The 12,737-nt window shown below is 55.0% G+C and carries 11 protein-coding genes; 3 read left to right on the plus strand and 8 right to left on the minus strand.

Annotation, left to right across the window (positions count from 1 at the left end):
* Window positions 1–297 precede the first annotated feature (297 nt).
* The gene (purL, locus tag OGX92_RS13225; RefSeq protein WP_197385616.1) at window positions 298–4,185 is read right to left on the minus strand and encodes a phosphoribosylformylglycinamidine synthase; all 3,888 of its coding nucleotides are present in this window, start codon (window positions 4,183–4,185) and stop codon (window positions 298–300) included.
* A gap of 257 nt (window positions 4,186–4,442) precedes the next feature.
* Here purL and mltF point away from each other — a divergent pair, with 257 nt between their 5' ends.
* Window positions 4,443–5,993, plus strand: a complete 1,551-nt coding sequence (mltF, locus tag OGX92_RS13230) for a membrane-bound lytic murein transglycosylase MltF (protein WP_003835310.1) — start codon at window positions 4,443–4,445, stop codon at window positions 5,991–5,993.
* Window positions 5,994–6,033: 40 nt separating this feature from the next.
* On the opposite strand, the gene tadA is transcribed toward mltF, so the two are convergent.
* Genes tadA through murQ form a run of 4 tightly spaced genes read right to left on the minus strand, consistent with a single transcriptional unit; the run spans window position 6,034 to window position 9,505 of the window.
* Complete coding sequence (gene tadA, locus OGX92_RS13235; protein WP_071845284.1) at window positions 6,034–6,570, minus strand: tRNA adenosine(34) deaminase TadA; 537 nt, start codon at window positions 6,568–6,570, stop codon at window positions 6,034–6,036.
* Between the two features lie 28 nt (window positions 6,571–6,598).
* Window positions 6,599–7,234: a phosphatidylglycerophosphatase C gene (yfhb, locus tag OGX92_RS13240; protein WP_003835313.1), complete on the minus strand. Its 636-nt coding sequence runs from the start codon at window positions 7,232–7,234 to the stop codon at window positions 6,599–6,601.
* Window positions 7,235–7,237: 3 nt separating this feature from the next.
* The gene (locus tag OGX92_RS13245) at window positions 7,238–8,602 is read right to left on the minus strand and encodes a PTS transporter subunit EIIC (protein WP_125112747.1); all 1,365 of its coding nucleotides are present in this window, start codon (window positions 8,600–8,602) and stop codon (window positions 7,238–7,240) included.
* 9 nt (window positions 8,603–8,611) lie between these two features.
* Window positions 8,612–9,505: an N-acetylmuramic acid 6-phosphate etherase gene (gene murQ / locus OGX92_RS13250; protein ID WP_003835317.1), complete on the minus strand. Its 894-nt coding sequence runs from the start codon at window positions 9,503–9,505 to the stop codon at window positions 8,612–8,614.
* A gap of 117 nt (window positions 9,506–9,622) precedes the next feature.
* On the opposite strand from murQ, the gene OGX92_RS13255 reads away from it, so the two are divergent.
* Together OGX92_RS13255 and OGX92_RS13260 are read left to right on the plus strand one after the other, a co-directional pair.
* Window positions 9,623–10,471 (plus strand): MurR/RpiR family transcriptional regulator, encoded by an 849-nt coding sequence (locus OGX92_RS13255; RefSeq protein ID WP_286586639.1) that lies wholly within the window; start codon window positions 9,623–9,625, stop codon window positions 10,469–10,471.
* Window positions 10,472–10,526: 55 nt separating this feature from the next.
* A complete protein-coding gene (locus tag OGX92_RS13260; protein WP_286586640.1) occupies window positions 10,527–10,787 on the plus strand; it encodes a YfhL family 4Fe-4S dicluster ferredoxin in 261 nt (86 codons plus the stop codon).
* A 106-nt stretch (window positions 10,788–10,893) separates the two neighbouring features.
* Here the strand turns inward: OGX92_RS13260 and acpS are convergent, their stop codons facing one another.
* Genes acpS through recO form a run of 3 tightly spaced genes read right to left on the minus strand, consistent with a single transcriptional unit; the run spans window position 10,894 to window position 12,731 of the window.
* Window positions 10,894–11,274 carry a holo-ACP synthase gene (gene acpS, locus OGX92_RS13265; protein WP_003037588.1) on the minus strand — a complete coding sequence of 127 codons (381 nt, stop codon included), beginning with the start codon at window positions 11,272–11,274 and terminating at the stop codon, window positions 10,894–10,896.
* The gene (gene pdxJ / locus OGX92_RS13270) at window positions 11,274–12,005 is read right to left on the minus strand and encodes a pyridoxine 5'-phosphate synthase (RefSeq protein WP_003835325.1); all 732 of its coding nucleotides are present in this window, start codon (window positions 12,003–12,005) and stop codon (window positions 11,274–11,276) included. Before pdxJ ends, acpS begins: the two co-directional genes overlap by 1 nt.
* Window positions 12,006–12,020: 15 nt before the next feature.
* Window positions 12,021–12,731: a DNA repair protein RecO gene (recO, locus tag OGX92_RS13275; RefSeq protein WP_008785495.1), complete on the minus strand. Its 711-nt coding sequence runs from the start codon at window positions 12,729–12,731 to the stop codon at window positions 12,021–12,023.
* Between the last annotated feature and the right edge of the window lie 6 nt (window positions 12,732–12,737).

Genomic DNA, 12,737 nt, shown 5'->3' on the forward strand with positions numbered 1-12,737 from the left:
TTCTCTCTGTCGCCAATAAGCAACACTTGCAGCACTTAAAAACAAATCCACATTAAATCAAATAATTAAACGTCTCTTTTTGACGACACCACAACCCTATCCATGTCGGCATTTCCCGACACTTTACTTTTAGGTGCAAGCGCTGAGTTTATTGCCGGATGGCGGCGTGAACGCCTTATCCGGCCTACAACCGCATTTTCCCTGTAGGCCTGATAAGCGTAGCGTCATCAGGCGGGTTCCATCCTGCAGACAAAAAAAAGCCCCTCGCGAAGAGGGGCTTGATGACTATTGCGCGAATTAACCGAGCTGTTTACGCGCGTTGCGGAAAATACGCATCCACGGGCTATCCTCGCCCCAGTTTTCCGGGTGCCAGGAGTTGCTCACGGTACGGAACACACGTTCCGGGTGCGGCATCATAATGGTGACGCGACCATTTTCAGTGGTCACTGCAGTAATACCGTTCGGCGAACCGTTCGGGTTAGCCGGATAGGTTTCGGTCACCTTACCGAAGTTATCAACATAGCGCAGCGCCACCAGACCTTTGCTCTCAAGCTGAGCCAGATGCGCACCGTCACGCACTTCCACACGACCTTCACCGTGAGAAACGGCAATCGGCATCATCGACCCCACCATATCGGCAAGCAGCAAAGACGGGCTTTGCGTCACTTCGACCAAGCTGAAGCGGGCTTCAAAGCGGTCAGAGTGGTTACGCACAAAGCGCGGCCACAGGTCACTTCCCGGGATCAGCTCACGCAGGTTAGACATCATCTGACAACCGTTACACACGCCGAGAGCCAGCGTTTGCGGGCGATGGAAGAAGGTTTCGAACTCATCACGGACGCGGTTGTTGAACAGAATCGACTTCGCCCAACCTTCCCCAGCGCCAAGCACATCGCCGTAAGAGAAACCGCCGCAGGCCACCAGCGCCTGGAAATTACCCAGGCCGATACGTCCGCCCAGCAGGTCGCTCATGTGCACATCGATGGCGTCGAAACCCGCACGGTGGAAGGCGGCTGCCATCTCAACGTGGGAGTTCACACCCTGCTCACGCAGTACGGCCACTTTGGGACGCGCACCGGTGGCGATGTACGGAGCGGCAACATCTTCGTTGATATCAAACGACAGTTTAACGTTGAGACCAGGGTCCGCATCGTTAGTTTTAGCGTCGTGTTCCTGATCGGCACATTCCGGGTTGTCACGCAGACGCTGCATCTGCCAGGTGGTTTCCGCCCACCACATACGCAGGGTAGTACGGCTTTCGCTAAACACCGGCTGGTCGTTAGCGGTCAGGTTGAAGCGGTCGCCTTCAACGGCTTTACCGAGGAAGTGTACGCAGTCTGCCAGGCCGTGGGCAGCCAGAATCGCTTCCACCGCCTCCCGTTCAGCAGCACGAACCTGAATCACCGCACCCAGTTCTTCGTTAAACAGCGCCGCCAGACGATCTTCACCCAGAGAGTGGATATCAGCGTCAATACCGCAGTGACCGGCGAAGGCCATTTCCGCCAGCGTAACCAGCAGACCGCCGTCAGAACGGTCATGATAGGCCAGCAGCTTACGCGCAGCGACCAGCGCCTGAATCGCATCGTAGAAGCCTTTCAGTTGCTCAACGTTACGCACGTCGGCAGGCTTATCACCCAGTTGACGGTAAACCTGCGCCAGCGACGTAGCGCCCAGCGCATTGTGACCAAGACCGAGGTCAATCAGCAGCAGGGCGTTGTCTTCAGTAGAGAGCTGCGGGGTAATGGTGTGGCGCACATCTTCCACGCGGGCAAAGGCGGTGATCACCAGCGACAGTGGCGAGGTCATTTCACGCTGCTCGTTACCTTCCTGCCAGCGGGTTTTCATCGACATAGAGTCTTTGCCCACTGGAATGGTCAGGCCGAGCGCCGGGCATAGCTCTTCCCCGACGGCTTTTACTGCTTCGTACAGGCCAGCATCTTCACCAGGGTGACCCGCAGCCGCCATCCAGTTTGCCGACAGCTTAATACGTTTGATGTCGCCAATCTGCGTTGCCGCAATGTTGGTCAGCGCTTCACCGACAGCCAGACGCGCAGAGGCAGAGAAGTCCAGTAGCGCAACCGGCGCGCGCTCGCCGATAGACATCGCTTCGCCGTAGTAGCTATCGAGGCTTGCGGTAGTGACCGCGCAGTTGGCGACCGGGATCTGCCATGGACCAACCATCTGGTCACGCGCAACCATACCGGTAACGGTACGGTCACCGATGGTCACGAGGAACGTTTTCTCCGCGACAGTCGGCAGATGCAGCACGCGGTTAACCGCATCTGCAATCGAGATTTCGTCACGATTCAGGGCATCGCCTTTGGCTTTCAGCGTCTGCACATCGCGGGTCATTTTCGGTGTTTTACCCAGCAGCACATCGAGCGGCATGTCGATCGGCTGGTTGTCGAAGTGGCTGTCGCTCAAGGTCAGATGCTGTTCTTCGGTAGCTTCACCAATCACCGCATACGGCGCGCGCTCGCGCTTACACAGTTCGTCAAACAGCGGCAATTGATCGGCAGCAACCGCCAGCACGTAGCGTTCCTGGGATTCGTTACACCAGATTTCCAGCGGACTCATACCCGGCTCGTCGCTGAGGATATCGCGCAGCTGGAACTTACCGCCGCGACCGCCATCGCTTACCAGCTCCGGCATAGCGTTAGACAGTCCACCCGCGCCAACGTCATGGATAAACAGAATCGGGTTCGCATCACCCATCTGCCAGCAACGGTCGATAACTTCCTGGCAACGACGTTCCATTTCCGGGTTGTCACGCTGTACGGAAGCGAAATCAAGATCGGCATCAGACTGGCCGGAAGCCATAGAGGAGGCTGCCCCGCCGCCAAGACCGATGTTCATCGCCGGGCCGCCGAGGACGATAAGCTTAGCGCCAACGACGATCTCGCCCTTCTGCACGTGATCGGCACGGATGTTACCGATCCCGCCTGCCAGCATGATCGGTTTATGGTAACCGCGCAACTCTTCGCCGTTGTGGCTGTTGACCTTTTCTTCATAGGTACGGAAGTAGCCGGTCAGCGCCGGACGACCAAATTCGTTGTTAAACGCTGCGCCGCCCAGCGGACCTTCGGTCATGATATCAAGCGCGGTAACAATACGGTCCGGCTTACCGAAGTCTTCTTCCCACGGCTGTTCAAAGCCAGGAATACGCAGGTTGGAAACGGAGAAACCCACCAGCCCGGCTTTCGGTTTTGCACCGCGACCGGTTGCGCCTTCATCGCGGATTTCGCCGCCGGAGCCGGTTGCCGCACCCGGCCACGGAGAGATGGCCGTCGGGTGGTTGTGAGTTTCAACCTTCATCAGGATGTGGGCTGGTTCCTGATGGAAATCGTAGCGGCCGGTTTTGTGGTCGGCAAAATAGCGGCCCACTTCAGAGCCTTCCATTACCGCAGCGTTGTCTTTATAGGCAGACAGCACGTGGTCCGGCGTGGTTTCGAAGGTATTCTTGATCATCTTGAACAGCGACTTCGGCTGCTGTTTACCATCGATAACCCAGTCGGCGTTAAAAATCTTGTGGCGGCAGTGCTCAGAGTTGGCCTGCGCAAACATGTATAGTTCAATATCGTTCGGGTTACGTCCCAGTTTGGTGAACGCATCCTGCAGATAGTCAATTTCGTCTTCCGCCAGCGCCAGACCCAGACGCAGGTTAGCGTCGATCAGCGCCTGACGCCCCTCACCCAGTAGATCAACGCTGGAGACCGGCGCCGGTTGGTGATGGGCAAACAGTTTTTCGGCATCGTTCAGCGCAGAGAAAACCGTTTCCATCATGCGGTCGTGCAGTTCGTCGGCCACCATCTGCCATTGCTCAGCTGTCAGCGTAGAGGCTTCTACATACCAGGCAATGCCACGTTCCAGGCGGCTAATCTGGTGCAGACCGCAGTTGTGGGCAATATCAGTCGCTTTAGAAGACCACGGGGAGATGGTGCCAGGGCGAGGCGTAACCAGCAGCAGTTTGCCTTCCGGGGCGTGGCTTTGCAGAGCAGGACCATATTTCAGCAGGCGTGCAAGCTGCGCGTGCTCATCTTCATTTAACGGTGCATTCAGATCGGCAAAATGGACGTACTCGGCGTAAATGTTGTGGACCTGGAGGTTGGCAGCCTGAAAACGTGCCAGCAGTTTGTTAATACGGAATGCAGACAGTGCAGGTGAACCACGCAGAATTTCCATCATAAGTCTCTCGTCTTCTAAGCTTTCGGTGTGCCCAAGTGGGGGAAACGGGCGTCATTATAAAGAATCTACCGCGCCGACGAAACCGTTTGCGTCGAAATAAAATCACGACCGTCACTTATCATCAAATGCGGTCAGATTTCTGAATAAGTTGCCAACTGACGCAAGTTTAAGCAAAATGCCGTTCATTAATGACGACTTCACTTCTTAATCAACACCACAGCAGACAGAGACAACGTACGGTTCAGAGAATTAACTAATTGAAAAAATTAAAGATTAATTATCTGTTCATCGGCATATTGACGCTGTTGTTGGCAGCGGCCCTTTGGCCATCTATCCCCTGGTTCGGTAAAGCCGAAAATCGTATCGCCGCCATTCAGTCGCGGGGAGAGCTGCGCGTCAGTACCCTTGATTCGCCATTAACTTACGCGACCCTCAACGGCAAAAAATTCGGTCTGGATTATGAACTGGCCCAGGAATTTGCCGACTACTTAGGCGTAAAGTTAAAAGTTACCGTACGCCAGAACATCAGCCAGCTTTTTGACGACCTGGATAACGGCAATGCCGACCTGTTAGCCGCAGGCCTGGTCTATAACAGCGAGCGGGTTAAAAATTACCAGCCCGGCCCGACCTATTATTCGGTTTCACAACAGCTGGTGTACCGGGTTGGGCAATACCGTCCGCGCACGCTTGCCACGGTGAACGAAAACCAGCTGACTATCGCCCCGGGGCACGTGGTAGTTAACGACCTCCAGCAGCTAAAAGAGAAAAAATTTCCCGATCTGAGCTGGAAAGTCGATGACAAAAAGGGCACCACCGAACTGCTTGATGATGTAATCGCCGGAAAGCTGGATTACACCATAGCCGATTCTGTCGCCATCAGCTTATATCAACGCGTGCATCCTGAGCTGGCCGTAGCGCTCGACGTCTCTGACGAACAACCGGTGACCTGGTTTAGTCGGCTGGACGATGACAACACGCTATCTGCCGCCCTACTGGATTTCTTCAACACCATGAATGAAGACGGTTCTCTGGCACGGCTGGAAGAGAAATATCTCGGGCATGGCGATGATTTTGACTATGTCGATACCCGCTCCTTTTTGCGCGCCGTAGACAGCGTGTTGCCGGACCTCAAGCCGCTGTTTGAGAAATATGCGCAAGAGATAGACTGGCGACTGCTGGCCGCTATCTCATATCAGGAGTCACACTGGGATGCGCAGGCCACCTCTCCAACCGGCGTACGCGGGCTGATGATGCTGACCAAAAATACCGCTCAGAGTCTTGGGCTGACCGACCGTACCGATGCCGAACAAAGCATCAGCGGCGGCGCGCGATATTTGCAGGACATGATGAGCAAAGTACCAGATACCGTCCCCGAAGGAGAACGCATCTGGTTTGCGCTTGCAGCCTACAATATGGGTTATGCGCACATGCTGGACGCACGGGCGCTGACGGTGAAAACCAAAGGCAATCCGAACAGTTGGTCCGACGTAAAACAGCGACTACCGCTGCTTAGCCAAAAGCCGTATTACAATAAGTTGACCTATGGTTATGCGCGTGGCCACGAAGCCTACGCCTATGTGGAAAACATCCGTAAATACCAGATTAGCCTGGTGGGATATCTGCAAGAGAAAGAAAAACAGGCGCTAGAAACGCAGCAACTGGCGCAGGATTACCCGGCGGTGACGCCCGCAGAGCTAATAGGTAAAGATGAATTCCCGCTTTCGGCGTTTCTGTCTCAGACGTCGTCAAACTACCTGTCGCACTCGCCTTCCCTACTGTTTTCACCGCAGAAAAAAGAGGGAAAGTAGTCCTGGTAGCCTGATAAGCGCAGCACCATCAGGCTGAGAGTTACTGATTAGCGGATTTTTTCAGGGCCTTAATTTCCTGCCGGCGCATGCGGAAGAAATCACTGAGCAGCGTGGCGCATTCATCCCGCAGTACCCCTTCGGTCACTTCAACCCGATGATTCATTCCAGGGTGATGCAGCACATCCATTAATGACCCGGCAGCCCCGGTTTTCGCATCGCGCGCGCCAAAAACGACCCGACCGATACGGCTGTGCACCATCGCGCCAGCGCACATCACGCACGGTTCCAGAGTGACGTACAGCGTGGCATCTAACAGGCGGTAGTTTTGCAGCACCAGGCCGCCCTGACGCAGCGCCATAATCTCAGCATGAGCAGTCGGATCATGATGACCTATCGGGCGGTTCCAGCCTTCGCCAATCACTCGGTTGTTATGTACCAATACCGCACCCACCGGGACTTCACGCTCATCCCAGGCGCGCTTAGCCAGCGTTAAAGCATGACGCATCCAGTATTCGTGGCTAAATTCAACATCTGACAAAGGGGTAACTCCAGTAATCAAAGCGGGCGCATTATACACGTCATACTTCAAATTGCATGTGCGTTGGCTATTCGAGTTGCTGAAGCTCTCCGCGCGGCGTGACGCGCCAGCGATGCTGGCAAAAAGAGAGCAGCGGATTGTCCTGATTACTGTCACTATAGCCACTGTAAAGCTGTAGCGGCGCGCCAATGTGGCGTTCCAGTTGTGTCACTTTCTCATGGCCCAGACAGCGCAGAGTCAGTACCCAGCCGCCGTATCCCCGCGCCATTTTGCTGGCAATCAGATTGACTCGCGGTAGCCATGGAGTATCAAAGTAAACCTGCTCGACCAGTGACTGTGGAGAGCCGGTAATAAGCCAGATATCAGCGTCAGAGCTTAACAGGTAGGTTGTCAGCCGCTGCTGCACGAGCGGAAACGCCGTCACGTTACTGCGAAACCAGCGCACAAAGTCGGCCTGATGCGCTTTCAGACACGCCTCGCTGCGGCCAAAAGTGCATCCCCATAACAGCAGGCTCATTGGCCAGCGGGCGGCACGTCCTTTTATCAGCAACGCCAGCGCAATCACCGGTAACAGAGGCAGCACAAGCAACGCGTTCAGCGGCTGGCGACGCAGCAGATAACGAATAAAACTACCGAACATATCCTGCTGGTGTAACGTGCCATCCAAATCAAAAAAGACAACGCGGCGCTGGTGATTGGTCAAACCTTATTCCTCTGGATCAGTGAATCCCAATAGCCAGGTAAACAAGAACCCGGCGATAACTGCTACCAGATAGCCTAACAGATAGAACATCACTTTTCCGGCAACAATCGTCAGTGCCAGCGGTAATCCGGAGATGCCAAAGGTGATGACCGTCGCCACCTTCCAGTAGCTAATCAGCGCCCCACCTACCGCGCCGCCAAGACAGGCACCGATAAACGGCTTACCCAACGGCAGCGTTACGCCAAAAATCAGCGGCTCGCCAATCCCCAGCAGTCCGACCGGTAGCGCCCCTTTGATCACTTTCTTTAGCCGCGCATTGCGGGTTTTCATCAAAACCGCAATCGCAGCACCTATTTGCCCAACGCCCGCCATCGCCAGGATCGGAAAGAGCGCGTTATAACCGTGCGCCTGGACCAGTTCAACATGGATGGGCACCAATCCCTGATGAAGCCCGGTAAGTACCAACGGCAGGAAGGTTCCCGCCAGCACGGCACCGACCAGAAAACCGCCGCGATCGATAGCCCAGGATGCGCCGTGAGCGATAGATTCAGAAATCCATCCGCCAAGCGGTTGCAGCGCCACAATCGCGATTACGCCGGTAATGATGGTGGTCAGCAGCGGGTTAAGGATAAGCTCCAGTGATTCTGGCAACAGCGCGCGGAATTTACGTTCGATCCAGCACATCAGCGCAACCACCAGCAATACCGCGATCACCCCACCGCGCCCCGGCTGCAACGCTTCGCCAAACAGGGTAATTTGCGCCAGCTGAGGGCTGGAGAGGATCCCCGCCATCACCCCGCCCATTGCCAGGGAGCCACCGAAAACTTTGGCGGTATTCACCCCGACCAGAATATTCATAATGGCAAATACGGCGCTGCCAAATATGCCCATCAACCCCAGCATATTTGGATAGTGGGTCGCAAAATCCCCCACGATATCCGGGCGCTTAAGGATGTTAATAATGCCGGTAATCAAACCGGAGGCGATAAACGCCGGAATAAGAGGGATAAAGACGTTCGCCAGCTTACGCAGCGCATCGCTCATCGGCGCTTTGTACTTCGCTTTGGCCTCTGACTTGGTGCGCTCAATATCATTGGCACCTGCTCGCTCGCCGCCATCGGCAATCAGGGAACGCATGGCATCCACCACTTTGGCTGCTTTACCGGGACCGACAATAATCTGGTGCTGTGCGCCCTGCTTCACGTAGCCGCTAACACCGGGCAGTTGCCTGAGGCGGGGAATATCGATCTGCCCGTCATCCTGAACTTCCACCCTGACACGGGTCATACAGTTTTCCAGACGCAGAATATTGTTCTCTCCGCCAACGCCCAGCAGGATGTCGCTGGCCAGCAACGCCGTCTTATCCATATACACCTCTTAGTGTTCTAACGCCGCGCGTAAAAAACCCTGGTGAGCGGCAAGTTTTTCGCGGGCGGCAGCAGCATCCAGGCCGGTGAGAGCCATTAAAATAGCCGGCTTAACATCATAATCCGTCTGCTTCAGCAGCGTTTCAGCTTGAGCACGCGCAATGCCGGTGGCTTCAACCACCATACGGCACGCCCGATCGACCAGTTTGACGTTGGTTGCCTGCATATCCACCATCAGGTTCTGGTACACCTTGCCAAATTTCACCATCGCGCCGGTGGAGATCATATTGAGCACCAGCTTTTGCGCGGTGCCGGATTTCAGTCGTGTTGACCCGGTCAGCGCCTCTGGCCCCACCACCGGAGAAATGGCAATGTCCGCTTCATGCGCGATAGGGGAATCCGGATTGCATGAAATAGCCGCCGTCGTACAGCCCACCGAACGCGCATATTTCAACCCACCAATGACATACGGCGTGCGACCAGAAGCTGCCAGCCCCACCACCAGATCCTGTGCGGTAAGATTGAGCGTACGCAGATCGTCTTCACCTAGCTGCGGGTTATCTTCTGCGCCTTCTACGGCCTTAAGCAGCGCACCCGGTCCCCCGGCAATCAGCCCAACCACCAGACCGTGCGGAACGCCGAAGGTTGGCGGGCATTCAGACGCGTCCAGCACCCCAAGACGCCCACTGGTACCTGCTCCCATGTAAATAATGCGTCCACCGGCTTTTAGCGCGTCAGCTGCCGCATCAACCGCGCGCGCAACTTCAGGAAGAGTTGCTTTTACTGCTTCTGCTACCAGCGTATCCTGTTGATTAAAACGATGAACCAACTCCAGAGTGGAGAGCGCATCCAGATCCATGGTCTGAGGATTGCGGGTTTCTGAAACTAACGCACCGAGATTCATTTTTTGTTCCTTAGGAATTTTTAATTCATAATAATCTGTCATAATGGAATATTATATTCACTAAGGCGAGTGATATTTTGTTTTGTAATCGCCATCACATTTTCGCCAGGAGAAAGCATGAACTGTTTAATTCGCATTCGTCAGCGTTATCAGGATCTCGCGCAAAGCGATAAAAAGCTTGCGGATTATCTTCTTGCTCAACCGGATGCTGCGCGTCATCTCAGTTCACAACAGCTGGCCTTTGAAGCGGGCGTCAGCCAGTCCAGCGTGGTGAAATTCGCGCAAAAGATGGGCTTTAAAGGATTCCCGGCACTCAAACTGGCGATTAGCGAAGCATTGGCCAGCAATCCCAATCCCCATTCCATTCCGGTACATAATCAGATTCGCGGTGACGACCCGATGCGAATGGTAGGCGAGAAACTGATTAAAGAGAACGTGGCGGCGATGCATGCGACGCTGGACGTCAACAGCGAAGAGAAACTGATGGAGAGCGTCACGATGCTGCGTTCAGCCCGCCGCATTATCGTGACCGGGATTGGCGCATCGGGTCTGGTGGCACAGAATTTTGCCTGGAAGCTGCTGAAGATTGGTTTTAACGCGGTGGTGGAACGCGATATGCACGCCCTACTGGCGACGGTGCAGGCGCTTTCGCCTAACGATCTACTGCTGGCCATTTCGTATACCGGAGAGCGTCGAGAGCTCAACCTGGCTGCGGATGAAACGTTGCGCACCGGCGCGAAAATCCTCGCCATCACCGGATTCACACCGAACGCCCTGCAGCAACGGGCAAGTCATTGTCTGTACACCATTGCCGAGGAGCAGGCCACGCGCAGCGCAGCGATTTCCTCCACCCATGCGCAAATGATGCTCACTGATTTACTGTTTATGGCGCTGGTGCAGCAGGATCTGGAGCATGCCCCGGAACGTATTCGCCACAGTGAGGCCCTGGTAAAAAAACTGGTCTGAGCAAAGAATGCGCGTATAATGCCCGCCCGATTTGTGATGTTTTGAGAGTTTCCTGATGGCCCTGTTAATCACTAAAAAGTGTATCAATTGCGATATGTGCGAGCCCGAATGCCCGAATGAGGCGATTTCGATGGGTGATAGCATTTACGAGATTAACAGCGACAAGTGTACGGAATGCGTAGGCCATTACGACACGCCAACCTGCCAGAAGGTGTGCCCTATTCCCAATACTATTTTGAAAGATCCGGCGCATGTCGAAACAGAAGAGCAGCTGTGGGATAAGTTTGTGCTGATGTACCACGCCGATAAACTTTAGCCGCGTCGCCATCTGGCGATGAAGCTCCTACCCTGCCCCTGCAACAAACGCATAACCCGTAGGCCGGATAAGACGCTACGCGTCGCCATCCGGCAACGTCCTGAATCTAACTTTCGATAATCACCGTGGCGCAGGCGTAGTGACGCTCATCGGCCAGCGTCACATGCATGTGCGCAACGCCGAGTTTTTCCGCCAGTTTTAACGCCTCTCCCCATAATCGCAGACGCGGCTTACCGAGTTCGTCGTTAAAGACTTCAAACTGATTAAACGCCAGCCCATTGCGAATACCCGTGCCAAAGGCTTTTGCTGCCGCCTCTTTGACTGCAAAACGCTTCGCCAGAAAACGCACCGGCTGCTGATGCGTTTCCCAGATTGCCCATTCGTTGTCGCTGAGCACACGTCTTGCCAGGCGGTCGCCGGAACGGGAGATCACCGCTTCGATGCGGGCAATCTCCACGATATCCGTACCTAATCCCAGAATCGCCATTAGCCACGCGCTTCCAGCATCAGGCGCTTCATTTCGACTACGGCCTCTTTCAGGCCGCTCATCACCGCACGTCCGATAATGGCATGGCCAATATTCAGCTCGTGCATTTCCGGGATCCGCGCGATAGCTTTAACGTTGTGATACGTCAGACCGTGACCCGCATTCACCTTCAGGCCAAGGCTTGCAGCAAAAGTCGCCGCTTTGGCGATACGCGCCAGTTCGCTGGCCTGTTCTGCGTCGGTTTTCGCATCGGCGTAACAGCCGGTGTGAATTTCAATAAACGGTGCGCCAACTTCCGCAGCGGCCTTAATCTGCTCTTCATCGGCATCGATAAACAGCGAAACCAGAATGCCTGCGTCCGCCAGACGTTTGCAGGCATCGCGCATCTTGTCACGCTGTCCGGCGACGTCCAACCCACCTTCAGTGGTAACTTCCTGACGTTTTTCCGGCACCAGGCAGCAAAAATGCGGCTTAGTCTCAACGGCAATCGACAGCATCTCTTCGGTGACGGCCATTTCCAGATTCATGCGCGTATCCAGCGTCTGGCGCAAAATACGTACGTCACGGTCGGTGATATGACGACGGTCTTCACGCAGGTGTACGGTAATACCGTCCGCGCCCGCCTGTTCAACGATAAACGCTGCCTGAACCGGGTCCGGATATGCGGTACCGCGTGCATTACGTAAAGTGGCAATGTGGTCAATGTTGACGCCTAACAGTAATTCGGCCATGACAATCCTCGTTTTTTATTTTCGCTTCGGCATAAACTGCCGGAATAATTCGCGGCTCTTTAAGGGCTTACCACCAAGATACGGCTTTAACGCCATGCGGGTAAAGCGTTTCGCGGCGCGAAGCGTATCAGCATCCGGAAATTCCCGCGATTCGAGTGCTTTCAGATGGCGTCCGGTAAAGGTGGCGTTATCAATCACTACGCTGGCGATAAACCCTTTTTCTTCCCGGTAGCGATAGGTCATGGTGTCGTCTACCGGCTCGCCGCTGCCTGCACAGTGGGTAAAATCGACGCCATACCCCAGATGACCAAGTAAGGCCAGCTCAAAGCGACGCAACGCAGGTTCTGGCGAACCCGTGGCGCCAGCCAGCGCCTGAATACAGTTCAGGTAATCGAAAAAGAGTGCAGAAAAGCGGGTTTCGTATTCGAGTACGCGCGAGATAAGCTCGTTAATATACAAGCCGCTGTACAGCGTGATTCCGCTAAGGGGGAGTGCCAGAGAAACGGCTTCGGCGCTGCGCAAGGTTTTGACCTCGCCACGTCCACCAAAGCGAAGCAACAACGGGGTAAAAGGCTGGAGTGCGCCTTTAAGATTGGAGCGTTTGGAACGTGCGCCTTTAGCCACCAGGCGCACGCGACCCGACTCTTCCGTGAAGACATCCAGCACGAGACTGGTTTCGCTCCAGGGGCGACTATGCAGGACAAAAGCGCGTTGCCATCCTTCCATATACTC

It is taken from the genome of Citrobacter sp. Cpo089 (genome assembly GCF_030332695.1).
Lineage (GTDB): Bacteria > Pseudomonadota > Gammaproteobacteria > Enterobacterales > Enterobacteriaceae > Citrobacter > Citrobacter portucalensis.

Bases quoted from the DNA above. Each gene is read 5' to 3' on its own strand.
- pdxJ (WP_003835325.1), bottom strand. From the start codon at position 12,005: ATGGCCGAATTACTGTTAGGCGTCAACATTGACCACATTGCCACTTTA.
- OGX92_RS13260 (WP_286586640.1), top strand. From the start codon at position 10,527: ATGGCCCTGTTAATCACTAAAAAGTGTATCAATTGCGATATGTGCGAG.
- recO (WP_008785495.1), bottom strand. From the start codon at position 12,731: ATGGAAGGATGGCAACGCGCTTTTGTCCTGCATAGTCGCCCCTGGAGC.
- acpS (WP_003037588.1), bottom strand. From the start codon at position 11,274: ATGGCGATTCTGGGATTAGGTACGGATATCGTGGAGATTGCCCGCATC.
- purL (WP_197385616.1), bottom strand. From the start codon at position 4,185: ATGATGGAAATTCTGCGTGGTTCACCTGCACTGTCTGCATTCCGTATT.
- murQ (WP_003835317.1), bottom strand. From the start codon at position 9,505: ATGAATCTCGGTGCGTTAGTTTCAGAAACCCGCAATCCTCAGACCATG.
- OGX92_RS13245 (WP_125112747.1), bottom strand. From the start codon at position 8,602: ATGGATAAGACGGCGTTGCTGGCCAGCGACATCCTGCTGGGCGTTGGC.
- OGX92_RS13255 (WP_286586639.1), top strand. From the start codon at position 9,623: ATGAACTGTTTAATTCGCATTCGTCAGCGTTATCAGGATCTCGCGCAA.